Consider the following 26416-nt stretch of genomic DNA (forward strand, 5'->3'; position numbering starts at 1 on the left):
GCATGGCCCTCGGCACGCGTTCCCGGCGCGGCACGGCGGCCGCGCGCGGGGACAGGGCCGGGCAAGGCGGCGCCGCGCCGCAGGCGGCGGGGCGCCAGGGCCGGATTACAGCGCGGCCTGGACGCGCGTCGCGACCTCGGCGGGTACCCATTTGGTCCAGACATCGGACTTGTTCTTCAGGAACCATTGGGCAACGGCGGCGGAATCATCGCCGGACTCTTCCATGTGCGCCAGGGTCTGGTCGACCTCGGGCAGCGGGATCGAAACCTTGGACAGGAATTCAGTCAGTTTCGGCGCCTTCTGCGAAAACTCGGTATTGACGGCGGTGAACACCGGATTCTCGGGGTAGGCGCTGGGCTGCGGATTGGCGCACTTGGGCGCGGTCAGGCACTTGTGCTTCTCGGCGTCATACGGAGGCAGCTCGAGCTTGACCAGGTCCAGCGCGCCCACCAGCGGCGTCGGATACCAATAGTAGAACACCACGTTCTGCTTGCGCTTGTAGGCCGACATCAGGGCCGCCTTCTGCGCGGCGCCGGTGCCGGGCGAATACAGGGTGTAGGTATCGTCGAGCTTCAGGGCGTGGAACAGGTTGGTGCTGGTGACTTCGCAGCCCCATCCCGCCGGGCAGCCATAAAAGCGGCCCTTGGAGGGCTCCTCCGGATCCTGGAACTCGTCCTTGAACTTGGGCAGGTCGGCCGCCGACTTCAGCTCGGGCAGGCGCTCGGCAGTGTACTTGGGAATGAACCAGGCCTCGCCGCCCATGTAGACGTCGCCGATGCGCTTGACCTTGCCGGTCTTCTGGGCCTTGTCCCAGGGGTCGGCCACGCTGTTCAGCCAGATCTCGGTGTTGATATCCAGGTCGCCGCGCTCCAGGGCGGCCAGGGCGGGCAGGGTTTCCGTGGGCAGGGTCTCGGTCTTGCAGCCGTAGCCCTTTTCCATGATGAAACGCTCGATATCGACCAGCACCAGGTTGGATTCCCAGTTCATGCCGCCGAACTTGACCGGACGGTCCAGTTCGCACTGCGGCGCGTCAGCCGCGTGGGCGGCGCCAGTGAACGCGCAAAGCGCCGCCGCGGCGGCCAGGGTCTTGACAGGGGTGAAACGCATTGGCTTTTGCCTCCATAGGTTCAGGGACACAACGCATGCCAGATGGCCGCGGTATGCCGTGGAGCTAAGGGGGTTGTGCGGAAGACGGGCAGGCCGCCAATACAAACCGACACTAGCAGCGAGACGCGGCGCCGAGGATGGCGAACGGCCTCGTCAGACAGCAGGTCCGGGACGCGCCGCAACGGGCCGACACGGACTGGCAGTAAATTGAAAGAAACTAAATGAAGAAGACGGCATCTTAGCCGATTTTGCCCAGGCGACCAACCACAAGTCTGGAGCATTTTGATACAAATAGCCAAAAATCGGCTAGGGAAAGCCCCAACGAACGGGCCCGCAGCCCCTGGCATTGCTGGTGCTGCAGCGCAACACATGCTTGAATGATTTAGTTTCTTTTTGTTTCCAATGGACCATTCTCGGGGTCCGCCGGCGGCGCCAGGCGCTTGTCAGCGCCTGGCGCCGGCAGTGCTGCGACCAGCGCGCTCAGCGATCCTCATACATATAGGCGCGCCGCCACGGGTAGGCCAGATCCGCCGGGTTATCGAGCTCGTCGGGCCGCCCGGTCGCCGGCGAGGTGGCCAGCACCTGGTGCAGGGCGATCCAGCCATGCTGGAACGCCATGGCGCAGCCGGCCAGGTACAGGCGGTACGCGCGCAGCGAACGCGCGCCCTGCTCGCCCTGCAGCACCCGCGTCGCCTCCTCCAGGCGCGCCTCCAGCGCGTCGCTCCAGGCCCACAGGGTACGTGCATAGTGCGGACGCAGGTTCTCGGCATCCACGGCTTCCAGGCCGCCGTTGGTCATGGCTTCAAGCACGCTGCTGACGTGGGTCAGCTCGCCGCCGGGAAAGATGTACTTTTCGATGAACTCGCCCATGCCGCTGCCCAGTTCGGCGTTGTACAGGCCGGCCGCGGTAATGCCATGGTTCATGATCAGGCCGCCCGGCTTGACCAGCCGGCGCAGCTTGGCGAAATACGCGGGCAGCTGGGCGCGGCCCACGTGCTCGAACATGCCCACCGACGCGAGCTTGTCGTAGGGTTGCGACTCGTCCAGCTTGCGGTAGTCCAGCAGTTCCATGCGCACCCGCCCGGCCAGGCCTTTTTCCTGGATGAGCTTGTTGACGTACGCATGCTGGTTGCGCGACAGCGTGATGCCCGTGGCGTCCACGCCGTACTGCTCGGCGGCCCACAGCAGCAGACCGCCCCAGCCGGCGCCGACATCCAGGAAGCGCTCGCCCTCGCGCAGGCGCAGCTTGCGGCAGATGTGGTCCAGCTTGGCTTCCTGCGCCTGCGCCAGGTTCATGTCCGGCGTGCGGTAATACGCGCAGGAATAGACCCGGCGCGGGTCCAGCCACAAGGCATAGAAATCGTCGGACAGGTCGTAATGGAACTCGATCTGCCGGGCGTCGCGCTCGACCGAGTGGCGCCACACCGAAATGACCTTGCGCACCAGTTCGGTCAGCCAGCCGCCCCGGGCGGCATCGACCGGCGAGCCCGGCAGCAGCGCCGAGGCGGCCGCCATCACGTCGCGCATATTGCCCTGGATATCGATGCGGCCCTCGACGTAGTCCTGGCCCAGGACGCCCACGGCGCCTTCGGCCAGGTGGGCCAGGGCGGCCTTGTCGCGCGCCACGAAGCGGACTTGAGGGTCGGCGGCGCCGATCACGGCGCCGTCGGGCAGTTGCATCTGCACGGTGACCGGCAGGCCCTGCAATTTGCGTTCTACAGCAGACAGCAAAGGATTCACAGCTTCTCCCCGTCATGAAAGAACCCGGCAACTTTATCGGAAAACGATTGCAAGCTGTAAGCCAGGCAACCCGTGATACAGTCGTCGGCTTGCCTCCGCTTGCATGGCAACCGGCGGCACAGACCATCCCCCAGATCGATGCTACCTCAATCCCTGTCCCGCACCCTGCCCGGCTGGCTCATCCTCATGGGCGTGCTGACCGCCATCGGTCCTTTTTCCATCGACATGTATCTGCCGGCCTTCCCGGCCATTGCCGACGGCCTGCAAGTGCCGCGCGGCGACGTCGAGCGCACGCTGGCCGCCTACCTCGTCGGCCTGGCCATGGCGCAGGTCGTCTACGGGCCGGTGGCGGACCGCTATGGCCGCAAGCTGCCGATGCTGGCCGGGCTGGCACTGTACGTGGCCGCCTCGCTGGGCTGCGCGCTGTCCGCCAGCATCGAGATGCTCACCATCTGCCGGGTGCTGCAGGCGCTGGGCGGCGCGGCGGGCGTGGTGATTCCCCGCGCCGTCATCCGCGACCACTACGAAACGCAGGACGCCGCCCGCGCCATGTCGCTCTTGATGCTGATCATGGGTCTCGCCCCCATCCTGGCGCCGCTGGTCGGCGGCCAGTTGCTGGTCTTCATGGGCTGGCGCAGCCTGTTCTGGCTGATGGCGGCGGGCGCCCTGGCCATGCTGGCCGCCACCGCGCTCATCATGAAAGAGTCGCTGGCGCCCGAGCGGATGCAACCGCTGAATGCGCGCTCCATCGCCGGCAACTACGCCGCGCTGGTCCGCCACCGGGGCTTCATGGCCCACAGCCTGGCCGGCGGGCTGGGCCAGGCGGGCATGTTCGCCTACATCATCAGCTCGCCACGGCTCTTCATCGAACTGTACGGCGTCGACCCGCAGCACTACGGGCTGTTGTTCGGGGCCAACGCCGCCGGCCTCATCATCGGCTCGCAGATCAGCGCCCGGCTGCTGCGCCGCCACACTCCGCTGCAGTTGCAGCGGCGCGCCCTGACCGCGCTGGCCGCGGCCAGCCTGGCGGCCCTGGCCCTGACGCTGGCGGGCCAGATGTCGCTGCCGCTGCTGATGGCGTGCCTGGTCGGTTACATGTTCAGCCAGGGCTTCGTCAACCCCAATTCGGCCGCGCTGGCGCTGGCCGAGCAAGGCCGGCGCCTGGGCGCCGCCTCGGCCCTGCTGGGCACCCTGCAGCTCTCGTGCGGCGCCGTCGCCGGGCTGGTGGTCAGCGTCTGGCAGGCCACCAGCCCCCTGCCCCTGGCCACGGTGCTGGCGTGCTGCGCCTGCCTGTCGTGGCTGTCCGGATACATCGCACGCGGCGCGGGCGCCCGGACTGCTTGATTTTCCTGGCTTTTTCGTATTAGAATGGCGAGCTTCACATGAAGTTTTCGTGAATCCCTGAGCTACCACTATGCTTTGTGGCAGCCACTTTTCATCCTCCACCCGTGTATAGGGCGGCGGCAAGCGGGTATAAGCACTGGGCCCAGCCCAACCACCTGTCTTTCCTTCCCCATGCGCGGCCAGAATACTTAGAGGTAAAACCATGGCACGCGTATGCCAAGTAACTGGCAAAGGCCCGATGACGGGCAACAACGTTTCGCACGCTAACAACAAGACCAAGCGTCGCTTCCTGCCCAACCTGCAATCGCGCCGGTTCTGGGTCGAAAGCGAAAACCGCTGGGTTCGCCTGCGTGTTTCCGCCAAGGCCATCCGCATCATCGACAAGAACGGCATCGACGCCGTGCTGGCCGATCTGCGCGCCCGCGGCGAAGTGGCCTGATCCCAGGCCCGCCCCCATAGACCTCCCAGGAGCACGACATGGCCAAAGGTATCCGCGAAAAAATCAAGCTCGAGTCGACCGCCGGCACGGGCCACTTCTACACGACCACCAAGAACAAGCGCAACATGCCCGAGAAGATGCTGATCAAGAAATTTGATCCGGTCGCTCGCAAGCATGTCGACTACAAAGAAACCAAGCTGAAGTAATCCAGCTGGTTTTGGGTATAGTTATACGGCCCTGCGCATCGCGGGGCCGTTTTTTTTCGTCCATTGCCGCGTCACGCCCCATCGCCATGTCCCGAACCCTGACCCTGCTGCGCGCCGCCGCGTTCGCGGCAGTCCTGAGCGCCCTGCCCACGGCCCACGCCAAGAACGATGCGCCGCCGATCCACATCGGCGAGATCAACAGCTACAAGGCGATCCCGGCCTTCCTCGACCCCTACAAGAAAGGCTGGCAATTGGCGCTGGAACAGGTCAATGCGCGCGGCGGCGTGCTGGGCCGGCCGCTGCAGGTGGTCTGGCGCGACGACAACGGCAACCCGGGCGACTCGGTGCGCGCCGCCCAGGAACTGCTCACCCGCGAGAAAGTCGAGCTGCTGTTCGGCGGCTTCCTGTCGCATACCGGGCTGGCCCTGGCCGACTTCGCCAAACAGCGCAAGGTGTTCTTCCTGGCGGCCGAGCCGCTGACCGACAAGATCACCTGGCAGGACGGCAACCGCTATACCTACCGGCTGCGCCCCTCCACCTGGATGCACGTGGCCGCCCTGGCGCCCAAGGCGCTGGCGCTGCGCAAGAAGCGCTGGGCGCTGGTGTACCCCAACTACGAATACGGCCAGTCCGCCGTGGCCACCTTCAAGGCCATGATGACCTCGTTCCAGCCCGACATCGAGTTCGTGGCCGAGCAGGCCGTGCCGCTGGGCAAGGTCGATGCCGGCGCGGTCGTGCAGGCGCTGGCCGATGCCCGGCCGGACGCCATCTTCAACGTGCTGTTCGCCGCCGACCTGACCCGCTTCGTGCGCGAGGGCAACACGCGCGGCCTGTTCGAAAACCGCTCGGTGGTGTCCGTCCTGACCGGCGAACCGGAATACCTCGAGCCGCTGGGCGCCGACGCCCCGGCCGGCTGGATCGTCACCGGCTACCCCTGGTACGCGATCGACACCCCGGCCCACCAGGCGTTTCTCGAAGCCTATCGCAAGCGCTACGACGAGACGCCCAAGGTCGGCTCGATCGTCGGCTACGCCTCGCTGATGTCGCTGGCGGCCGGCATCGAACGCGCCGGCGGCACCGACACGGAGAAGCTGGTCGAGGCATTTTCCGGCCTGGCGGTCGACACGCCCTTCGGCCCCATCACCTACCGCCCGCTCGATCATCAGTCGACCATGGGCGTGTACGTCGGCACCACCGCCGTCCAGGACGGCCGCGGCGTCATGACGGACTTCTCCTATATCGACGGCAGCCGCCTGCAACCGCCCGACCAGACTGTCCGGCAGCTGCGCCCCGCACGCTGATGAACCTGACCGGACTGCTGCTGCAGCTGCTGAACGGCCTGGCCGAAGCCAGCGCGCTGTTCCTGGTGGCGGCCGGGCTGACGCTGATCTTCGGCGTGACCCGCATCGTGAATTTCGCGCATGGGTCGTTCTACATGCTGGGCGTCTACCTGGCCTGGACGCTCACTCAATGGCTGGGCGGCTCGGCGCTGGGTTATTGGGCGGCGCTGCCGCTGGCCGCGCTGGCGGTCGGCGTGCTGGGCGCGGCCATCGAGATGCTGGTGCTGCGCCGCATCTACCAGGCGCCGGAGCTGTTCCAGCTGCTGGCCACCTTCGCGCTGGTGCTGATCATCGGCGACGCGGCGCTGGCGGCCTGGGGGCCGGCCGACCTGTTCGCCGCGCGCGCGCCCGGGCTGGACGGCGCGGTCGAGATCCTGGGCCGGCGCTTTCCCGCCTACGACCTGCTTTTGATCGCGCTGGGCCCGGCGGTACTGGGCCTGTTGTGGCTGCTGCTGATGCGCACCCGCTGGGGCAGGCTGTTGCGCGCCGCCGCCGAGAACCGCACCATGCTGGCCGCGCTGGGCGTCAACCAGGCCTGGCTGTTTACCTCGGCGTTCGCGCTGGGCGCCTTCCTGGCCGGCCTGGGCGGCGCCATGGCCGCGCCGCGCACGCCCGCCACTCTCGGGCTCGACCTGGAAATCATCGCCAGCGCCTTCGTGGTGGTGGTGGTCGGCGGGCTGGGGTCGGTGCCGGGCGCCTTCCTGGCCGCGCTGGTCATCTGCCTGGCCAAGGCCGTCTTCGTGTTCGCGGGCCAGACGCAGATCGGCCCCTGGGCCTTCAACCTGTCCAAGCTGACCCTGGTCGCCGAATTCGCCGTCATGGCCATCGTGCTGGTGCTGCGGCCCTGGGGCCTGCTGGGCAAGCCGCCCGAGCCCGCCGGCGCGGCGGCGGCCGCCGCCCGGCCGCTGGCGCCGGCCTCGCGGCGCGTGCGCGCGGCCTATGCGGCGCTGCTGGTGGCGCTGCTCGCCCTGCCGCTGGCCGATGCGATGTGGCCCTACCTCACGGTGCTGTTCACCGAGATCCTCATCGCCGCCCTGTTCGCCGCCAGCCTGCATTTCCTCATCGGGCCGGCCGGCATGACCTCGTTCGGCCATGCCGCGTGGTTCGGGCTGGGCGCGTATGGTTCCGCCCTGTTGCTGAAACTGGCGGCGCTGCCCATGGAGGCCGCCCTGCTGCTGGGCCCGCTGGCCGCGCTACTGGGCGCCCTGGTGTTCGGCTGGTTCTGCGTGCGGTTGTCGGGCGTGTACCTGGCCATGCTCACGCTCGCCTGCGCGCAGATCCTCTGGGCGCTCGTCTATCAATGGGACGGCGTGACGGGCGGCAGCAACGGGCTGATCGGCCTGTGGCCGTCGGACTGGCTGGCCACCGGGCCCGCCTATTACTACGCCAGCCTGGCGCTGTGCGCGGCCGGCGTGGCCTGGCTGCGGCGCCTGGTGTTCGCGCCGCTGGGCTATGCCCTGCGCGGCGCACGCGACTCGGCCCTGCGCGCCCAGGCCATCGGCATCGACGTGCAACGCATCCAATGGGCAGGCTTCATCGCCGCCTCGCTGGTCGCCGGCCTGGCCGGCTCGCTGTACGCCTTTTCCAAGGGCAGCATCGCGCCCGACGTGCTGGGCGTGGGCCGCTCGGTCGACGGGCTGGTGATGGTGCTGCTGGGCGGCGTGCAGGCGCTGGCCGGTCCGCTGGCGGGCGCGACCGCATACACCTGGCTGCAGGACAGCGCGGCGCGGCTGACGGAGTACTGGCACGCGGTGTTGGGCATGGCGGTGCTGGCGCTGGTCATGGCGTTTCCAGGCGGCCTGGCCAGCTTGGCCGCCCGCGGCGCGGGGGCTCGCCCATGAACGCGCCGCTGCTGCAAGTGCGCGGCCTGCGCAAATCGTTCGGCGGCATCCGCGCGCTCGACGACGTATCGTTCGCGCTGGCCGCCGGCCAGATGCTGGCGCTCATCGGCCCCAATGGCGCGGGCAAGTCGACCTGCTTCAACGCGGTCAATGGCCAGATGCGGCCGGATGCCGGGTCCGTGCAGCTGGCCGGCCGCGAACTGGTCGGCCTGCCGCCCGAGCGGATCTGGCGCCAGGGCGTCGGCCGCACCTTCCAGACGGCGGCCACCTTCCGCTCGATGAGCGCGCTGGAAAATGTCCAGACCACCCTGCTGTCGCGCGACCGCCGCCTGTTCGACGGCTGGCGCCGCGCCGATCGCCATGGCCGGGACGAGGCGCTGGAACTGTTGTCGCAGGTCGGCATGGCCGGGCAGGCGCAGCGCCCGTGCGGCGAGTTGGCCTATGGCGACATCAAGCGGGTCGAACTGGCCATGGCACTGGCGCATGGGCCGCGCCTGCTGCTGATGGACGAGCCGACCGCCGGCATGGCGGCCAGCGAGCGCCACGCGCTGATGCGCCTGGTCCGCGGACTGGCCGACACGCGCGACCTGGCCGTGCTGTTCACCGAACACAGCCTGGACGTGGTCTTCCAGCACGCCGACCAGATCGTGGTGCTGGTGCGCGGCCAGGTGCTGGCCCAGGGAAAACCGGCCGCCATCGCGGCCGACGCGCGCGTCAAGGCTGCCTACCTGGGCACGGACGACCCGCTGGCGTAGCAGCGCTTTCAGCCCGCCCGTGCGGCGTCGCCGCCGGTGTCCGCGGCAGCGCCGCAGCGCGGCGATGGCTGCCCGGCAGTGCCCAGCGGCCCGCACTCGCGGAAGATGCGCGCCGTGCAGCCCGCGCAGATGTCCGGGTCCAGCCGCGCGTAGATCCGCGCGATCGCCGTGTTCTTGTCGGGGAAGATGCGGTCGTCGCCCAGCCGCTCGACGAAGCCGGTGCGCCGCCACATCTGCATGACGCCGGGCCGCGGCCGGTGGAAATACAGGTCGCCGCCCATCTCGCGGCGCTTGCGCAACTCGTCCTCCCAGAGCAGCGCGCCGGCCTGGTCGATGAAGTTCATGCTCTTGGCCATGATAAGCAGGTGCCGGGGCGCGTCCGGCCGGGCCCGCAAGGCTTGCAGCTGGTCCGCCACGTGAGCCACCGCGCCAAAATATACCGACCCCTCCATGCGCAGCAGCTTGAGCTGCGGGCACTCCGGCAGCGGACGCTGCGCCATTTCCAGCACGGCGAAATGGCGCTCGGGGTCGTCGGCGTCGAAGCCCATCGTGCGCATCGCCGGGTGCGAGGTGCGGTGCAGGTACACCATCAGCGACAGCAGGGTCCCCAGCAGGATGGCGATTTCCATGCGGATGGTGACCGTCGCCACCAGCGTGGCCAGGGCGATCAGGAACTCGCCGCGCTGGATGCGGGCCGCCTGCCGCCAGCGCGGCAGCTCCAGCAGGTTCCAGGCCACCAGCAACAGCAGGCCGGCGATGGCGGCGTGCGGAATCATTGCCAGCAACGGCGCGCTGAGCATGACCAGCAGCACCAGCAGCACGGCCGCGAACACCGCCGCCAGCGGCGTGCGCGCGCCCGACTCGTAGTTCGGGATGGAGCGGTTCAGCGAACCGCACGACAAGTACGACGAGAAAAACCCGCCGACGATATTCGACAGCCCCTGGCCAATGAATTCGCGGTTCGCGTCGATGATCTGCCCGGAGCGGGAGGCAACCGCCTTGGCGATGGAAATCGACTGCGCCAGGGCGACGATGGACAGCGCAAAGGCCAGGCCGACCAGGTCGGGCAGCGTCGCCCAGTCGATGTCCGGCACATGGAACGGCGGCCACGGCTGCGCCAGCGCGCCCAGCACCGACACGGGCCGGCCCGCGGCATCGAAGACCCAGGCATTCAGGCCCGCCGCCACCGCGGTGCCCGCGGCCAGGCCGATCAACATGTGGGGCTTGCGGCGGTCCCAGCGGCGCGCCAGCAGCGACACCACGACCGTCGTCGCCGCCACCAGCAGCGCGCCCCAGTGCAGGTCGCCCAGGCCGCGCGCCACTCCGACCAGCACCGCGCCGGCGCCGTGCGCGCCGATCTCCAGCCCCAGCGCGTCTTTGAGCGCATGCACCGCGATCAGCACGGCCGCGCCGCTGGTGAAGCCGAACAGGGCCGACGGCGAGATGAAATTGGCCAGCGAGCCCAGCCGGAGCACGCCCACCAGCCACTGCAGGATGCCGACCAGGATCGTCACGGCCAGCGCCATCTGTATATAGGCGGGGCTGCCGGCCGCCGCCAGCGGCGCCAGCACGGCATAGAGCGCCAGCGAATTGGCGTTGGTGGGGCCCGACATGACATGGCGGCTGGATCCGAACAGCGCCGCCACCACACAGGGCACGATCGCCGAATACAGGCCGAATTCGGCCGGCAACCCGGCCAGCGTGGCGAAAGCCACCCCTTGCGGCAGCACCAGCAAGGCGCCCAGCAGGCCTGCCATGGCATCGGCGCGCAATGTGCCGGGCCCGATCTCGTCGACCCAGTTCCCGAATAGTCTGCGTGCCGCCTTGCCCACGTGCTGCGTCGTCCTCTTGTTGTCGGTGTGCCCGCCAACCGGCGGCGGGGGGTCTAGCGTAATCCCTCGTAACGACGCGCGCAAACGCGGGCTCAGCTGGCTCCCCCGCCGCGCCGGGCGCGCATGGCGCGGCCGATGTCGGCCAGCGCCCGGTCGTCGAGCAGGCGCGCCGCCATGGGCAGCAGTTCGTCTTCCTCGCGCTGGATGTGGGCGGCGTAGCGGGCGCAGAAGGCGTCGACCTCGGCGGCGTCCAGCGCGGCGGCGCGTCCCGCGCTCAGTTCCTCCAGCGCGCCGTGCAGGTGCCGCCACGCCGCCTCGAGCTGGCGATGCTCCTGCGTCAGGCCATCGACCAGCGCATGCAGGCAGACCGCGTCCGACCCCGCCATGGATTCGATCAGCGCCGGGAACAGGTCGTCCTCTTCGTCGCGGTGGTGCTGCACCGCCGCCGTGTCGAAATAGCGCAGCACACTGGCCGCCGCGGTCCGGGCGGCATCATCGGCGCCGTGCGCGGCCACATGCGCGGCCAGCCGCCGCAGGGTGCCGCACTGCCGGCCCATGCGGTCGTGGCAGGCAGACAGCAGATCCAGCGGCGCGTCAGGCCCGGCCGCCGGCGACGAAAACCCAGGAATCTCGACTGCCATGCCCGCCTCGCTGTCTGTTGTCTAATTCATCCCATCTGCTGTTGCCACCACAGGCGCAGGGTATCCCAGGCCCGGCCAGCCAGGCCGGCCTCGGGCACCGGGTCCAGGGTGACCAGCGGCCACTGCCGCCCGGGCTTGCCGTCGACCAGCACCTGCAGCGAACCGACCTGGTCGGCTGCCGCAAGCGGCGCCACCAGCGGCTGGCGATTGGCGATCACCGGCTCCACCTTGGCGCCCACCGGCACGGTGATGTATGCGTCACTGGCCAGGCCGATGCGCACCGAATCGCGCGCGCCCTTCCAGACCTGTGGCGTGCCCAGCGCTTCGCCCTTAGCATACAGCCTGACGGTCTTGAAGCCCTGGAAGCCCCAGTTCAGCAAGACGCGGCTTTCTTCGGTGCGCAGTTTGTCGGAAGCCGTGCCCATCACCACCGAGATCAGGCGGCGGCGGTCCGGCCCGCCGGGCCGCTCGGCCGACGCGATCAGGCAATAGCCGGCCGCCTCGGTATGGCCGGTCTTGAGCCCGTCGACGCTGGGGTCGATCCACAGCAGGCGGTTGCGGTTGGACTGCGTGATGTTGTTGTAGGTGAACGTGCGCGCCGAATCGTAGGTCTTGTACAGCCCGGGATAATCGCGCACCAGGCGCGCCGCCAGGATGGAGAGATCGCGCGCGGTGGAATATGTGCCGGGGTCGGGCAGGCCGTGCGGGCTGGCGAAATGCGTGCCGCCCAGCCCCATCTCGCCGGCCTTCTGGTTCATGCGCTGCACGAAGGCCTCGACCGAACCCGACACCGCCTCGGCCAGCGCAATGGCGGCGTCGTTGCCCGACTGCACCAGCAAGCCGTACAGCAGGTCGTGCACCGAGACGCGCGTGCCGGGCTCGAGGAACATCTTCGAGCTGCCCGGCGCCACTTTCCAGGCCCGGGTCGACACGGTGACCTGTTGCGAGGCGGACAGGCGGCCCTGGCCCAGCGCCTCGAACACCAGGTATGCCGTCATGATCTTGGTCAGCGAGGCCGGCTCGATCCGGGTGTCGGCATTGTGCGAAGCGATTTCCTGCCCGCTGGTGGCATCGAGCAACAACCAGGCCCGGGCGGTCAGCGGCGGCGCCGCCACCTGGGCATGCGCGCCCGCCAGGCAGGCCATGGCGGCCAGCAGGCCGGCACAGAATTTCTTGATCAAGGGGACTCCTACTTCGGTTGGGCCGGATGCTGGCGATGCGCCCGCCAGCGGAAATATGCGGTGCGCTCGCGCTCGTCGCGCAGCCGGCCGGCCCGCACGCGCAGCAGGTCTTTGCGGCCCACCAGCCCCACCAGGCGGCCCGTATCGCGCTCGACGACGGGCACGCGCCCCACGCCGGTCAGCGCCATGCGGTCGGCCACCTGGCTGGCCAGTTCGTCCGGATAGCCGACGAAAAGTTCGCGGCCGGCCAGCATCTCTCCCAACGAGCGCGCATTATCCTCGTCTTCCAGCGTCCAGGCCAGACTGTCGGCGCGCGTCATCTCGCCCACCACCACGCCGCGCGGGTCGACCACCGGGTAGGTCGTGTGGCGCCGCTCGGCGGTGGTGAAATGGGCTACCGCGTCGGCCACGCGCATGGTGGCCGGCAGGGTCTCGACCTGCGTGGTCATCACGGCCGACACCCGCACCAGGTCGAACGGGTCGACATGGTATTCGCGCGTCACATGGTGGCCGCGGCGGGCGATCTTCTCGGTCAGGATCGAGCGCTTGAGCAGCAGCACCGTCAGCCCGTAGGCAAATGCGCAGGCCGTCAGCACGGGCAGCAGCACGCTGAAATTGCCGGTCAGCTCCACCGCGAACAGCGTGGCCGTCAGCGGCGCGCGCATGGTGCCGCCCATCATGGCCGCCATGCCCAGCAGCGCCCAGAAGCCCGGGGCGGCCGGCGGCAGCAGCGGCGTCGCCAGGGCGCCGAGCGCGCCGCCGAAGATCAGCAACGGGGCCAGCACGCCGCCGGAGGTGCCCGACCCCAGCGCGACCGACCAGATCACGACCTTCACCACCAGCAACAGCAGCACCGCCTGCAGGGCGAGCCGGCCCGCCAGCAAGTCGCTGATGTTGTCGTACCCCACGCCCAGCGCGGCCGGCTCGACCAGGCCCCCCAGTCCGATGACCAGGCCGCCGATGGCCGGCCACCACATCCAGTGGAGCGGCAGCTTCTCGAACAGATCCTCGAACGCATACACCAGCGCCGTCAGCACGCCCGACCCCAGTCCCGCCAGCACCCCGACGGCCGCCCAGGCGATCACATGCAGGAGCGACGGCTGGCCCATGCCCGCATACGGGAAGATCGGCGCGGCATCGAGCACCAGCCCGCGTGCGGCGGCGGCCACCACCGCCGCCACCGCGACCGGCAGGAAACTGCGCGGCTTCCATTCGAACAGCAGCAGCTCGACTGCCAGCAGGATGGCGGCGGCCGGGGTCCCGAACACCGCCGTCATGCCGGCCGCCGCGCCGGCCACCAGCAGCGTCTTGCGCTCGCTGGAGCTCATGTGCACCATCTGCGCCAGCAAAGAACCGATGGCCCCGCCGGTCATGATGATCGGGCCTTCGGCGCCGAATGGCCCGCCCGTGCCGATCGACACGGCCGACGACAGCGGCTTGAGCACCGCCACTTTCGGCTGGATGCGGCTCTTGCCGATCAGGATCGCTTCCATGGCTTCGGGAATGCCGTGGCCGCGGATTTTCTCGGAACCGTAGCGCGCCATGAAGCCGATGATGACGCAGCCCGCCACCGGCACCAGTACTGCCGCCGTGCCCAGCGCATTGCCGGCGATCGGCAGGTCTTCGAGCGAAAAGCGGCCGTAATAGGCCAGGTTGGTGCACAGGGTGATCAGGCGCAGCAGTATCCAGGCGGCGCCGACGCCGGCCAGGCCGACCAGCACGGCCATCGCCATCAGCAGCAGCACGCGGCGGTCGGTCGTGAAATCGCCCAGGCGGGATGTGCCGGGCGAGCGGACCGCGGCAAAAGGGGGAGGGGGAGCCATACGAAGCAGACAGACGAAAAAGAAGCAGGACCGGCGCCATGCCGGTCCTGCGGAAAAAATATCGTATCACGATATAAATTACATCCCGCTGACTGCCCGCGGACGCTGCCGCCATGCCGGCGGCGCCATCACGGCGGACGCGCGGCGTGCGCGCGTCCTTGCGCGGCAGACCGCATAAATCATGATGCTTTGTCCGGAAAACAACGCTTTGCGGCCGCCAGGGCCCCAAAAATGCGCGCGCCGGCGCGAAGTTCCGCTATCATCGGGCGCGAGGTGCCGAGTGCCGATGTTCGGTGCCGCGTTATCTCTATCCTCAAACATACGGATTTTGACCATGGCTACCAAAGCAAAAGCTCCTGCCAAGAAAGTCAGCAAGACCGCCGCCAAGGCTCCGGCCAAGAAGGCAACCGCCGCCAAGCCGGCCGTGAAGAAAACGGCTGCCGCCGCTCCCCGCGCCATCAAGCAGGCGCTGAACAAGTCGCAACTGGTTGCCCATCTGGTCGAACAGACCGGCGTGGAAGCCAAGTCGGTCAAGGCCGTGCTCGCCGGCCTGGAAAGCGCCGTGCTGGGCTCGATCGACAAGAAGGGCGCCGGCGAATTCACGCTGCCGGGCCTGTTCAAGGCGACCGTGCAAAAGGTTCCCGCCAAGCCCAAGCGCTTCGGCAAGGACCCGTTCACCGGCCAAGAGCGCTGGTTCCCGGCCAAGCCCGCTTCGGTCAAGGTCAAGGTCCGCGCGCTCAAGAAACTGAAAGACGCCGCGCAATAAGCCGCGCCCGTCCGACAGTCTCATCGGCAAGGCCCGTCTCGCAAGAGGCGGGCCTTGCCGTTTCTGGCGGCCGGTTTGACATGCCGCATCCAGGCATTTATCTTTACATCAAAATATTTGATTTCAAGATAACCCATGCGCGACCATGTCGACTTCGTGCTGACGCAATGGCACCATCAGTGCCCCGGCCTGGATGTCTCGGCCATGGCGGTCTTCAGCCGCCTGTTCCGGCTGCACACGCTCGCCGCCCGCGATGTCGACGCCGCTTTCCGCCGGCACGGCCTGCACCAGGGCGAATTCGACGTGCTGGCCACGCTCTACCGCGCCGGCCCGCCGCACACGCTCAATCCCCAGGCGCTGGTGTCGGCGCTGCTACTGTCGTCGGGCGCCATGACCCACCGCCTGGACCGCCTCGAACAGGCCGGCCTGCTGGCGCGCCAGCCCAATCCGGATGACCGTCGCGGCGTCATGGTGTCGCTCACGCCGCGCGGCCTGCGCGTCATCAAATCAGTGCTGGGCGATTATCTGGATGAACTCGAGCGCCTGCTCGCGCCGCTGGCCCCGGCGGACCGCCGGCAGCTCGCGGCGCTATTGCGCCGGCTGCTGGCGGCGCACGACCAGGGCGCGCCAGGCGCCATCGGCGCCGCCCACCCCAAGCCCTGACCGCCCTCTTCACTGGTTTCCCGCTGTCTTTCCATGTCCCATCCCTCGCCCCGCCCGCCCGAGCTCACCACCCCCATCATCCTGCTGATGTCGGCCGCCACCGGCCTGATCGTCGCCAGCAACTACTACATGCAGCCGCTGCTGCACACCATCAGCGAGCACTTCCGGCTGTCCGAGACCGCCGCCGGCGGCATCGTCACGACCGCGCAGCTCTCGTACGCGGCCGGCCTCATCCTGCTGGTCCCGCTGGGCGACATGATCGAACGCCGCGCCCTGATCACCGGCATGACCGCGCTGGCCGCCGTGGGGCTGCTGGTCTCGGCCTGGGCCGGCAGCTTCGCGATGCTGCTGGCGGGAACCGCGCTGACCGGCTTCCTGTCGGTGGTGGCCCAGGTGCTGGTGCCGTTCGCCGCCACGCTCGCCTCCCCCCGGCAGCGCGGCAAGGCAGTCGGCACGGTCATGAGCGGCCTGCTGCTGGGCATCCTGCTGGCGCGCACCTTCGCCGGCGTGCTGGCCGGCCTGGGCAGCTGGCGCACGGTCTATTGGGTCGCGGCGCTGCTGATGCTGGCCATGGCGGCCGCGCTGTGGCGCGTGCTGCCCCGCTACAAAAGCCCACTGGACCTCAACTATGGGGGCCTGCTGGCGTCGATCTTCCACCTGTACGCGCGCGAGCCGCTGTTCCGCGCCCGGTCGGTGCTCGGGGCGCTGATCTTCGCCTCCTTCAGCATGCTGTGGACGCCGCTCACCTTCCTGCTGGCCAACCCGCCCTATTCCTACACCGACAGCACCATCGGCCTGTTTGGGCTGGCCGGGGCGGCCGGCGCCATCGCCGCCAACCGCTACGGCCGCCTCAGCGACCAGGGCCGCGGCAACCTGGCCACCCTGGTCGGGCTGGCGCTGCTGCTCGGCTCGTGGGGGCTGGTCGCGCTCGGGGCCCATTCGCTGGCGGCCCTGCTGGCCGGGGTGCTGGTGCTGGACATGGCCATCCAGGGCGTGCACGTCACCAACCAGAGCGCCATCTACCGGCTGCGACCGGACGCCCGCAGCCGGCTCACGGCCGGCTACATGACCTCCTATTTCATCGGCGGAGCGCTCGGCTCGCTGGCGTCGGCGGCGCTCTACGCCCACGCCGGCTGGCCTGGCGTGGCGGCCGGGGGCGCGGCAGTGAGCGCGGCGGCGCTGTGCTACGGCGCCTGGGCGCGCTCGGCGCGCATCCCGGAAAACCCGCCGGCGCCGGCCCAGACCTAGGTACCGCCTGGGTACTCCTATAATCAGGGGTTCGACCGTCGCCATGCCCGCAGGGCGGCGGCCCCATCCTTTTTTGAATCGCGCACGAGTCCATGCAGGAACGCTACAGCCCCACCGCCGTCGAAGCGGCCGCCCACCAGGATTGGCAGGCCCGCGACGCCTACCGTGTCACCGAACACGCCAAGAACGCCGACGGCAGCGAAAAGCCGAAGTTCTACGCGTGCTCCATGCTGCCGTATCCCAGCGGCAAGCTGCACATGGGCCACGTGCGCAACTACACCATCAACGACATGATGGCGCGGCAGTTGCGCATGCGCGGCTACAACGTGCTCATGCCCATGGGCTGGGATGCCTTCGGCATGCCGGCCGAGAACGCCGCCATCAAGTCCAAGGTGCCGCCGGCCAAATGGACCTACGACAACATCGCCTACATGAAGAAGCAGATGAAGGCGATGGGCCTGGCGATCGACTGGTCGCGCGAGATGTGCGCCTGCGATCCGCAGTACTACAAATGGAACCAGTGGCTGTTCCTGAAGATGCTTGAAAAGGGCATCGCCTACCGCAAGACCCAGGTGGTCAACTGGGACCCGGTCGACCAGACGGTGCTGGCCAACGAGCAGGTCATCGACGGGCGCGGCTGGCGTTCCGGCGCGCTGGTCGAAAAGCGCGAGATCCCCGGCTATTACCTGCGCATCACCGACTACGCCGATGAACTGCTCGACCAGGTCCGCGACGGCCTGCCCGGCTGGCCCGAACGCGTGCGCGTCATGCAGGAAAACTGGATCGGCAAGTCCGAGGGCCTGCGCTTCGCCTTCACGCACGAGATCGCCGGCGCCGACGGCAAGCTCATCCAGGACGGCCGGCTCTATGTCTTCACCACGCGCGCCGACACCATCATGGGCGTCACGTTCTGCGCCGTCGCACCCGAGCACCCGCTGGCCACGCATGCGGCGCAAACCGACCCCGCGCTGGCGGCGTTCATCGAACAATGCAAGCTGGGCGGCACCACCGAAGCCGAAATCGCCACCCGCGAAAAAGCCGGCATGCGCACCGGCCTGACGGTCACGCATCCGCTCACCGGCGCGCAGGTCGACGTCTGGGTCGGCAACTATGTGCTGATGAGCTACGGCGACGGCGCCGTCATGGGCGTGCCCGCCCACGACGAACGCGACTTCGCCTTCGCCACCAAGTACGGCCTGCCCATCCGCCAGGTGGTCGCGGTCGAAGGCAAGGCCTACTCGACCGACGCCTGGCAGGAATGGTACGGCGACAAGCAGAGCGGCCGCACCGTCAACTCGGGCAAGTACGATGGCCTGTCCTACGGCGAAGCCGTCGACGCCATCGCCGCCGACCTGGCCGCCCGCGGCCTGGGCGAGAAGCAGACCACCTGGCGCCTGCGCGACTGGGGCATCTCGCGCCAGCGCTACTGGGGCACGCCCATCCCCATCATCCACTGCCCCGATTGCGGCCCCGTCCCGGTTCCGGAACAGGACCTGCCGGTCGTGCTGCCCGAGAACCTGATCCCCGACGGCAGCGGCAACCCGCTGGCCAAGGACGAGTCCTTCCTGTCCTGCACCTGCCCGAGCTGCGGCAAGCCGGCCCGCCGCGAAACGGACACCATGGACACCTTCGTCGATTCGTCCTGGTATTTCATGCGCTATACCTCGCCGGGCAACGACCAGGCCATGGTCGATGCGCGCAACGATTACTGGATGCCGATGGACCAGTACATCGGCGGCATCGAGCACGCCGTGTTGCACCTGCTGTACGCGCGCTTCTGGACCCGCGTCATGCGCGACCTCGGCCTGCTGAAGTTCGACGAACCCTTCACCAAGCTGTTGTGCCAGGGCATGGTGCTCAACCATATCTATTCGCGCAAGAATGCCCAGGGCGGCCTCGAGTACTTCTGGCCCGAGGAAGTCGAGAACACCTACGACGCCAAGGGCGCCATCAGCGGCGCCCGGTTGAAAGCCGACGGCTCGGAAGTGAGCTACGGCGGCGTGGGCACCATGTCCAAGTCGAAGAACAACGGCGTCGATCCGCAGGCGCTCATCGACACCCTGGGCGCCGATACCGCGCGCCTGTTCGTGATGTTCGCCAGCCCCCCCGAGCAGACCCTCGAATGGTCCGACTCGGGGGTGGAAGGTGCCAACCGCTTCCTGCGTCGCCTGTGGTCGCATTGCCACGCCCAGCGCGACGCCGTGCTGCGCGGGCTGGCCGCCGGCGCCGACTGGAGCCAGGCGCCCGCCCCGGTGAAGGATTTGCGCCGTGAAGTCTACGGGCTGCTCAAGCAGGCCGACTACGATTACCAGCGCATCCAATACAACACCGTGGTGTCGGCCTGCATGAAAATGCTCAATGCCATCGACGACGCCAGGCTGCCCGAGGGCGCGCACGCCGACGCCGCGCGCGCCGAAACCCTGGGCGTGCTGTTGCGCGTGCTGTACCCCGTGGTGCCGCACATCACCTGGCACTTGTGGCGCGACCTGGGCTACGCCGAGTCCCTGGGCGATCTCCTCGACGCGCCCTGGCCGCACGTCGACGAAGCCGCCCTGGTGGCCGACGAGATCGAACTCGTGCTGCAGGTCAACGGCAAGCTGCGCGGCGCGATCCGCGTGGCGGCGCAGGCCTCCAAGGCGGACATCGAGCAGATTGCCGCCGCCCAGGAAGAAGTCGCGCGCTTCCTCGAAGGGCGTCCCCCCAAGCGCGTCATCGTCGTGCCGGGCAAACTGGTCAACGTCGTAGGCTGAAGAGGTTCCGCATGCATTTCGCCTGGCATCGTCCGCAATTCCTCCGCCCGCGCTGGCTGCTGCGCGGCGCCAGCCTGGCGGCTGTCCTGCTGTTGGCGGCATGCGGCTTCGCGCTGCGCGGCGTCACGCCGCTGCCCTTCGATACCCTGTACGTCGGCATCCCCGACAACACCCGCTTCGGCGCCGACGTGCGCCGCGCGCTGCGCGCGTCCTCGCCGGACACCCGGCTGGTCGACGAGGCCGGCGAGGCGCAGGCCGTCCTGCAGATGGTGCGCAACGAGCGCACCCTGCGCGAGGTGTCGCTCAACGCCCAGGGGCGGGTCGAGGAATACGAGCTCGGCATCATCTTCACGTTCCGCCTGGTCAGCAACCAGGGCGCGGCGATCCTGCCCGACACCACCTTGTCGGTCTATCGCGAAATGCCCTACGACGACCAGGTCGTGCAGGCCAAGCAGGGCCAGATCGAAAGCCTGTACCAGTCCATGCAGCAGTCGCTGGTCAGCCGCTTGATACGCCGCCTGACGGCTCCCGACGTGCGCGACGCCGCCGCCGCGGCGCGGCGCGGCGAAAGCAATCCCGACGCGCCGGTCTACGACCCCGCCCTGCCCGCCGCGCCGCGGCAACCCGAGGTATGGCAGACGCCTTCCTCGCCCGGCACCGGCTCCTGGTAAGCCATGGCCCAGGCGCTCGACGGGGACCGGCTGGCAGATCACCTGCAACGCGCGGGACAGCGCCTGGCGCCGTTGTACACGGTGTCCGGCGACGAGCCGCTGCTGGTCACCGAAGCGGTCGATGCCCTGCGCGCGGCGGCGCGCGCGGCCGGCTACACCGACCGCACCGCCATGGTCATGGACGCCCGCAGCGACTGGAGCGCCGTGACGGCCGCCACGCAGAGCGTGTCGCTGTTCGGCGACCGGCGCGTGCTCGAGATCAAGCTGCCGACCGGCAAGCCCGGCAAGACGGGCGCCGACACCCTGGCGCGCCTGGCGGCCCAGGCCGCGGCGCAACCCGATCCCGACACCCTGGTCGTGGTGGCCCTGCCGCGGCTCGACAAAGCCACCCGCGATGCCAAGTGGGCGCAGGCCCTGGCGCAGGGCGGCGTGATGGTCGAGCTGCCGTCCATCGAGCGGGGCCGGCTGCCGGCCTGGATCGGCGCGCGCCTGGCGCGCCAGAACCAGCGCGCCGACAGCGCCACCCTGCAATGGATGGCCGACAAAGTCGAAGGCAACCTGCTGGCGGCCCACCAGGAAATCCAGAAGCTGGCGCTGCTCTATCCCGAAGGCCAGCTGGCGGCCGAGGACGTCGAGCGCGCCGTCCTCAATGTGGCGCGCTACGACGTATTCGGCCTGCGCGACGCCATGCTGGCCGGCGACGCCCCGCGCACCGTGCGCATGATCGCCGGCCTGCGCGCCGAAGGCGAGGCCCTGCCGCTGGTGTTGTGGGCGGTGGGCGACGAGATCCGCCTGCTGGCCCGCGTAGCCGAGGCCCGCGCCAGCGGCCAAGACGCCGGCGCGTTGATGCGCCGGCTGCGCATCTTCGGCGCCCACGAACGGCTGGCGCTGCAGGCGCTCGGGCGCGTGCCCGCCCATGCCTGGCCGGCCGCCCTGCAGCATGCCCACGACGTCGACCGCCTCATCAAGGGGCTGCGGGTGTCCGGACGCCTGTCCGACCCCTGGGAAGAAATGACCCGCCTGGCCTTGCGCGTGGCCGCCGCCGGGCGACCGTGACGCGCGCGGGCGGCCGCCCGCGCGCAGGATACACTTAGACTCTCAGCAGGCGCATGCCGCGCCGCGACCGGAATCATGCAAGACGCACTCATGTCCTCTCCCGATATCGACACCGCCATGCTCGCCCTCGGCGAAAACGCCCGCCGCGCCTCGCGAGCCATGATGCGCGCCTCAGGCGCGGCCAAGAACCAGGCGCTGCTGGCCATGGCCGACGCGCTGCTGGCCGGCCGCGCGGAACTCAAGGCCGCCAACGCCCAGGACCTCGACGCCGCGCGCGCCAACGGCCTGGAACCGGCGCTGCTGGACCGCCTGACGCTGTCGGACAAGACCATCGAGCACATGGCCGAGGGCCTGCGCCAGGTGGCCGCCCTGCCCGACCCGATCGGCAGCACCACCGCCAGCGCGCTGCGCCCCAACGGCATGCGGGTGGCCCAGATGCGCGTGCCGCTGGGCGTCATCGGCATCATCTACGAGTCGCGCCCCAATGTCACCATCGATGCGGCCGCGCTCTGCCTGAAATCCGGCAATGCCACCATCCTGCGCGGCGGCAGCGAGGCCCTGCACTCCAACGTGGCGCTCGGCCGGGTGGTGCAGGCCGGCCTGCAGGCCGCCGCGCTGCCCGCCGAGGCCGTGCAAGTCGTCGACACCACCGACCGCGCCGCCGTCGGCAAGCTCATCACCATGACGGAGCACATCGACGTCATCGTGCCGCGCGGCGGCAAGGGCCTCATCGCGCGCCTGGCCAGCGAGGCACGCGTGCCGCTGATCAAGCACCTGGACGGCAATTGCCATGTCTACATCGACGCGGCGGCCGATCCGCAAAAAGCCCACACCATCGCCTTCAATGCCAAGACCTACCGCTATGGCATTTGCGGCGCCATGGAAACCCTGTTGATCGACGCCGGCGCCGCCGTGTCGATCCTGCCCGGCCTGGCGGCCGCCCTGGTGGCCCACGGGGTCGAACTGCGCGGCTGCCCGCGCACGCGCGAAATCGTGCCGGCCGCCAAGCCGGCCACCGACGAAGACTGGGCCACCGAATACCTCGGCCCGATCCTGGCCGTGCGCATCGTCGATTCGCTCGACGAGGCCATGGAGCACATCGCGCGCTGGGGCTCCGGGCATACCGACGCCATCGTCACCGAAGACCTCTCCGCCGCGCAGCGTTTCCAGCGCGAGGTCGACTCCAGCTCGGTCTACGTCAACCTGCCCACCTGCTTCGCCGACGGCTTCGAATATGGCCTGGGCGCCGAGATCGGCATTTCCACCAACCGGCTGCATGCGCGCGGCCCGGTCGGGCTGGAAGGCCTCACCACCCTGAAATGGGTCCTCTCCGGCGAGGGCCAGACCCGCGGCTGAACGGCCGCGCATTCCGCTATTCCCAAGTCTCCATGTCCACGCAAGTCCTCGCCTACGCCTTCAGCCTCGTCACCCTGTGCTTCATCGTCTGTTCGTTGTGCGGCATCCTGCTGTTCTTCGTGCGCACCGAGCACATCAACGCCACGCTCAAGCACCCGCTGCTGCAGCACGGGCCATTCCGCCGCTTCCCGCTGGTGGTGAAGACGACGATCTTCCAGGACTACTTCTTCCGCCTGGCCTTTCCCGGCTTCAACTTCGGCCTGTTCGCGCACGCCAACAAGCAGCTCAGCCACGTCGACCCGCGCCGCGTCCCGCTGAGCGTCAAGATTCCCATCGTCGGGTTCTGGGCTTCATGCTGGGTCGGGCTGGCGGCCATGGTCGCCGTGTGGGTCATCCTGCTGCTGCACTGAGCCGCCTCAGTCCGTCTCCTCGAAGACCTGCACGATGGCATCGGCCAGCGCGCGCACGCGCGCGCTGCGGTTGAGATCGCCATGCATCACCAGCCACAGGTCATAAAACTCCGCGCGCTGCGGCCATAGCCGCACCAGCCCGGGATACGCCCGGGCCATGGCGACCGGCAACTCGCCGACGCCCAGCCCGGCCGCCACCGCTTCCATCATCATCAGGCCGGAGTTCACTTCCACCGCCACCTGGCCATTGTGCGTCGGCTCGCCGCAGAACGCGTCGAGCCGGCTGGGAATGGCGCTGCGCGCGTAGCCCACCAGCCGATGGCCGGCGAACGCCGTGCCGGGGCGCGGCTCGCCATTGGCCTGCACATAGGAAGTGGAGGCGTACAGGCCCATTTCGCGGCGCGCCAGGTGGCGATGGATCAGGTCGGGGTTGTCGGGCCGCACGTTGCGCACCGCCAGGTCGGCTTCGCGGCGCGTCAGGTTGGTGACCCGGGTCGAAGTGCTCAACAGCACCCGTATGCCGGGGTGCGCGGCCTGCACGCGCCGCACCGCCTCCAGCAGGTAGTGGCGCGCCAGCGTATCGGATGTCGCCACCCGCACCATGCCGGACAGGCGCGTATCGAGCCCCTGCATCTGGCGCTCGAGCTGGTCGGCGGCCTGCTCCATGCGCTCGGCCGCCGCGAAAGCCAGTTCGCCCGCGGCCGTGGGCACATAGCCGCCCGGCGTGCGCAGGAACAGCCGCGCTTGCAACGAGGCTTCCATGGCCGCCAGGCGACGGCCGGCCGTGGCCTGGTCCACCTGCAGCACCGCGGCCGCGCCCCGCAGCGTGCCGACCCGGTAGATAGCCAGGAAGATCCGCGCATCGTCCCAATTCATTCGCCCGCCCTCGTCGCGTCGGCCTCGGCGCCTCCATGGAGCGGCCAAGGCAAGCCATGCGATGCAAATTTGCATCATAGCAAGGCAATTCTACTGGTTTTTTGCATCACGCGAAGCGCCTACGATGCGGTTCTCCACGATGCTTTCAGACCTTCCGTCATGTCCAGTCTCTGCCCCGCTCCACGCTCGCCGGCCGTGCAGGCTCCCCCGGCGCCCGCTGCCACCACCGGCCTGCCCCCCCTGTTCGCCCTGGCCATCGGCTTCATCATGGCCATGCTCGATGTCACCATCGTCAACGTCGCGCTGCCCAGCATCGCGGCACAGTTCGGCACGCCGCTCAGCGGCCTGGTCTGGATCGTCGACGGCTACACCTTGACCTTCGCGGCCTTCCTGCTGGCCGCCGGCGCGCTGTCCGACCGCTACGGCGCCAAGGCTGTTTACCTGGCCGGACTGGCCGTCTTCACGGTGGCCTCGCTGTTGTGCGGCGCCGCGCCCGACACCGCGATGCTGGTCGCCGCGCGCCTGCTGCAAGGACTGGGTGCCGCGCTGTTCATGCCCAGCTCGCTCAGCCTGCTCGCCCATGCCTACCAGGACGAGCACGAGCGCGGCCGCATGCTGGCGGCCTGGGCGGCCATCATTACCACGGCCGCCAGCGCCGGGCCTCTGGTGGGCGGACTGCTGATCAGCCTGCTGGGCTGGCGCAGCATCTTCCTGCTCAACCTGCCGCTGGGGCTGCTGGGGCTATGGCTGGCGCAGAAGCGCCTGGCCTCGCCCGCGCCGCGGCCGCGCCCGGTCGATCCGGTGAGCCACCTGCTGGGTATCGCCACGCTGGGCAGCGCCTGTTTCGCGCTGGTCCAGGGCAATGTGTACGGTTGGGTGTCCGCCCGCATCCTGGCGGCCGCGGCGCTGGCCGTCCTGCTGGGCACCGCGCTGGTCGTGCGCGAGCGCCGCCATCCGCACCCCATCGTGCCGCGCGCCCTGCTCGCCACGCCCGGTTACCTGCCCGCCAACGCCTACGGGTTTCTCGCCAGCTTCACGGCATATGGCCTGATCTTCCTGCTGAGTCTCTACATGCAGCAGGCGCTGGGGGCAACACCCCTGCAAGCCGGCCTGCGATTGCTGCCCATGCTCGCGGCCTTCACGCTCGGCAACCTGGCCTCCGGCCGGCTGGTGGCCCGCTGGGGCGCGCCGGCTGTCATGATGGCGGGCGCCGCCCTCGGGGCGATGTCGAGCATCGCGCTGTGCCTGGCCTACACGCCCGAGTCGCCATACGTGCTGCTGCTGGCGCTGGTGGGCCTCGGCAACCTGGCCGCCGGCGCCGCCATTCCCGCCATGACCGGCCTGGCCATGCGACTCGGCGGCCATGCCGGCGCCAACAGCGCCTCGGCCCTGCTCAATACCAACCGGCAGGCCGGCACCCTGGTGGGCGTAGCCATTGTCGGCACTACCTTGCATGCGCTGCCCGATTGGCACGCCAGCCTGCCGGTCGCCCTGGGCATGATGGGCTTCGCCTATGTGGCCAACACGGCCATCGTGCTGCGCTACCTGCTGCCACGCGCCGGCCAGGCCGCCGCGACACCGTAAAATGGTTGGAATCGCGTCGCCTGTCCCGGGCGGCGCCGCCTATCGACACTGCCATGCACCCTATCCAGCACCACGAACAACAAGGCCGCTTCGACACCCGGGTCGACGGCCAGCACTGCGTGCTCGACTATCAATTGCGCGACGGCACCATGATCATCCAGCACACCGGCGTGCCCGCCGCCGTCGGCGGCCGCGGGATCGCCGCCGAACTCACGCGCGCGGCGCTCGACACGGCGCGCCAGCGCGGCTGGCGCGTGCGGCCGGTATGCTCGTACGCCGTGGCGTATTTCGAGCGCCACCCGGAATACCAGGACCTGCTCGGCCAGTGACTGCGCGAACCGCCGCGCCGACGGCCTGCCCTTGCGGCAGCGGCCTGGCCTACAGCCGTTGCTGCGAACCCTGGCATCGCGGCCCGCGCCACCTGCAGGCGCCCTCCGCGGTCGCCTTGATGCGCTCGCGCTACAGCGCCTTCGTGCTCGACGAGCTGCAGTATCTGCTGGACACCTGGCATCCCGACACCCGGCCGGCCCAATTGGATCCAAACCCGCCCGGCCTGAAATGGCTCGGCCTGCAGGTCAAGCAGCACAGCCAGCAAGACGCCGGCCACGCGAGCGTCGAATTCGTGGCGCGCTACCGCCAGGATGGACGGGCGACCCGGCTGCACGAGCACAGCCGCTTCGTGCGCATCGACGGCCGGTGGTTCTACCTGGACGGCGAGCACCGCTAGCGCCTTTCGAGGCGCTGCGCATACTCGCTGGCGCAGTCTGCTGGATCGTTTTGGTGGCCA

24 protein-coding genes are annotated in these 26416 nt (G+C 69.1%); 17 read left to right on the top strand and 7 right to left on the bottom strand.

Features of this window, described 5'->3' with window-relative positions:
* Positions 1-105: 105 nt before the first annotated feature.
* Positions 106-1107, bottom strand: coding sequence for an ABC transporter substrate-binding protein (locus ACKTT0_RS24570; protein ID WP_407852334.1), 1002 nt, complete (start codon positions 1105-1107; stop codon positions 106-108).
* Between the two features lie 480 nt (positions 1108-1587).
* On the bottom strand, positions 1588-2847 hold the full coding sequence (locus ACKTT0_RS24575) for a class I SAM-dependent methyltransferase (protein WP_407852335.1): 1260 nt from the start codon (positions 2845-2847) through the stop codon (positions 1588-1590).
* 138 nt (positions 2848-2985) lie between these two features.
* Here ACKTT0_RS24575 and ACKTT0_RS24580 point away from each other — a divergent pair, with 138 nt between their 5' ends.
* From ACKTT0_RS24580 to ACKTT0_RS24605, 6 genes are all read left to right on the top strand, one after another.
* Entirely contained in the window at positions 2986-4191 is a 1206-nt protein-coding gene (locus tag ACKTT0_RS24580) for a Bcr/CflA family multidrug efflux MFS transporter (RefSeq protein WP_407852336.1), read from the top strand.
* Between the two features lie 202 nt (positions 4192-4393).
* Complete coding sequence (rpmB, locus tag ACKTT0_RS24585) at positions 4394-4630, top strand: 50S ribosomal protein L28 (protein WP_028354123.1); 237 nt, start codon at positions 4394-4396, stop codon at positions 4628-4630.
* Positions 4631-4668: 38 nt separating this feature from the next.
* The gene (gene rpmG / locus ACKTT0_RS24590; RefSeq protein WP_003810296.1) at positions 4669-4836 is read left to right on the top strand and encodes a 50S ribosomal protein L33; all 168 of its coding nucleotides are present in this window, start codon (positions 4669-4671) and stop codon (positions 4834-4836) included.
* Between the two features lie 86 nt (positions 4837-4922).
* Positions 4923-6137 carry an ABC transporter substrate-binding protein gene (locus ACKTT0_RS24595; protein ID WP_407852337.1) on the top strand — a complete coding sequence of 405 codons (1215 nt, stop codon included), beginning with the start codon at positions 4923-4925 and terminating at the stop codon, positions 6135-6137.
* Positions 6137-8017: an ABC transporter permease gene (locus ACKTT0_RS24600; protein WP_407852338.1), complete on the top strand. Its 1881-nt coding sequence runs from the start codon at positions 6137-6139 to the stop codon at positions 8015-8017. Before ACKTT0_RS24595 ends, ACKTT0_RS24600 begins: the two co-directional genes overlap by 1 nt.
* On the top strand, positions 8014-8772 hold the full coding sequence (locus ACKTT0_RS24605; protein ID WP_407852339.1) for an ABC transporter ATP-binding protein: 759 nt from the start codon (positions 8014-8016) through the stop codon (positions 8770-8772). The genes ACKTT0_RS24600 and ACKTT0_RS24605 overlap by 4 nt, the downstream gene beginning before the upstream one ends.
* A gap of 8 nt (positions 8773-8780) precedes the next feature.
* Here ACKTT0_RS24605 and ACKTT0_RS24610 read toward each other — a convergent pair whose 3' ends face one another.
* From ACKTT0_RS24610 to ACKTT0_RS24625, 4 genes are all read right to left on the bottom strand, one after another.
* On the bottom strand, positions 8781-10604 hold the full coding sequence (locus tag ACKTT0_RS24610; RefSeq protein WP_407852340.1) for a SulP family inorganic anion transporter: 1824 nt from the start codon (positions 10602-10604) through the stop codon (positions 8781-8783).
* 92 nt (positions 10605-10696) lie between these two features.
* Positions 10697-11245: a hemerythrin domain-containing protein gene (locus ACKTT0_RS24615; protein ID WP_407852341.1), complete on the bottom strand. Its 549-nt coding sequence runs from the start codon at positions 11243-11245 to the stop codon at positions 10697-10699.
* 26 nt (positions 11246-11271) lie between these two features.
* Positions 11272-12423 carry a D-alanyl-D-alanine carboxypeptidase family protein gene (locus ACKTT0_RS24620; protein WP_472977675.1) on the bottom strand — a complete coding sequence of 384 codons (1152 nt, stop codon included), beginning with the start codon at positions 12421-12423 and terminating at the stop codon, positions 11272-11274.
* Between the two features lie 11 nt (positions 12424-12434).
* Positions 12435-14249, bottom strand: coding sequence for a chloride channel protein (locus ACKTT0_RS24625; protein WP_407852342.1), 1815 nt, complete (start codon positions 14247-14249; stop codon positions 12435-12437).
* Between the two features lie 334 nt (positions 14250-14583).
* Between ACKTT0_RS24625 and ACKTT0_RS24630 the strand changes: the two genes are divergently transcribed.
* From ACKTT0_RS24630 to ACKTT0_RS24665, 8 genes are all read left to right on the top strand, one after another.
* Complete coding sequence (locus tag ACKTT0_RS24630) at positions 14584-15015, top strand: HU family DNA-binding protein (RefSeq protein ID WP_028354130.1); 432 nt, start codon at positions 14584-14586, stop codon at positions 15013-15015.
* A gap of 135 nt (positions 15016-15150) precedes the next feature.
* Positions 15151-15678 (top strand): MarR family winged helix-turn-helix transcriptional regulator, encoded by a 528-nt coding sequence (locus tag ACKTT0_RS24635; protein ID WP_407852343.1) that lies wholly within the window; start codon positions 15151-15153, stop codon positions 15676-15678.
* Positions 15679-15711: 33 nt separating this feature from the next.
* Positions 15712-16926: an MFS transporter gene (locus ACKTT0_RS24640; RefSeq protein WP_407852344.1), complete on the top strand. Its 1215-nt coding sequence runs from the start codon at positions 15712-15714 to the stop codon at positions 16924-16926.
* A 92-nt stretch (positions 16927-17018) separates the two neighbouring features.
* On the top strand, positions 17019-19676 hold the full coding sequence (gene leuS, locus ACKTT0_RS24645; protein ID WP_407852345.1) for a leucine--tRNA ligase: 2658 nt from the start codon (positions 17019-17021) through the stop codon (positions 19674-19676).
* A gap of 11 nt (positions 19677-19687) precedes the next feature.
* Entirely contained in the window at positions 19688-20347 is a 660-nt protein-coding gene (locus tag ACKTT0_RS24650) for an LPS-assembly lipoprotein LptE (protein ID WP_407852346.1), read from the top strand.
* 3 nt (positions 20348-20350) lie between these two features.
* Positions 20351-21403: a DNA polymerase III subunit delta gene (gene holA / locus ACKTT0_RS24655; RefSeq protein ID WP_407852347.1), complete on the top strand. Its 1053-nt coding sequence runs from the start codon at positions 20351-20353 to the stop codon at positions 21401-21403.
* A 90-nt stretch (positions 21404-21493) separates the two neighbouring features.
* Positions 21494-22759 (top strand): glutamate-5-semialdehyde dehydrogenase, encoded by a 1266-nt coding sequence (locus ACKTT0_RS24660; protein WP_407852348.1) that lies wholly within the window; start codon positions 21494-21496, stop codon positions 22757-22759.
* A 32-nt stretch (positions 22760-22791) separates the two neighbouring features.
* Entirely contained in the window at positions 22792-23169 is a 378-nt protein-coding gene (locus ACKTT0_RS24665) for a hypothetical protein (protein WP_407852349.1), read from the top strand.
* 6 nt (positions 23170-23175) lie between these two features.
* On the opposite strand, the gene ACKTT0_RS24670 is transcribed toward ACKTT0_RS24665, so the two are convergent.
* Positions 23176-24045, bottom strand: coding sequence for a LysR family transcriptional regulator (locus ACKTT0_RS24670; RefSeq protein WP_407852350.1), 870 nt, complete (start codon positions 24043-24045; stop codon positions 23176-23178).
* 159 nt (positions 24046-24204) lie between these two features.
* On the opposite strand from ACKTT0_RS24670, the gene ACKTT0_RS24675 reads away from it, so the two are divergent.
* From ACKTT0_RS24675 to ACKTT0_RS24685, 3 genes are read left to right on the top strand one after another with little or no spacing between them, the layout of a single operon-like run.
* Positions 24205-25629 (top strand): MFS transporter, encoded by a 1425-nt coding sequence (locus ACKTT0_RS24675; RefSeq protein WP_407852351.1) that lies wholly within the window; start codon positions 24205-24207, stop codon positions 25627-25629.
* Between the two features lie 53 nt (positions 25630-25682).
* Positions 25683-25958, top strand: coding sequence for a GNAT family N-acetyltransferase (locus ACKTT0_RS24680; RefSeq protein ID WP_094807135.1), 276 nt, complete (start codon positions 25683-25685; stop codon positions 25956-25958).
* The gene (locus ACKTT0_RS24685; RefSeq protein ID WP_407852352.1) at positions 25955-26356 is read left to right on the top strand and encodes a YchJ family protein; all 402 of its coding nucleotides are present in this window, start codon (positions 25955-25957) and stop codon (positions 26354-26356) included. Before ACKTT0_RS24680 ends, ACKTT0_RS24685 begins: the two co-directional genes overlap by 4 nt.
* Positions 26357-26416: the final 60 nt, after the last annotated feature.

Origin of the sequence: Bordetella saccharivorans (genome assembly GCF_045862855.1) — a bacterium.
Lineage (GTDB): Bacteria > Pseudomonadota > Gammaproteobacteria > Burkholderiales > Burkholderiaceae_B > Bordetella_A > Bordetella_A petrii_F.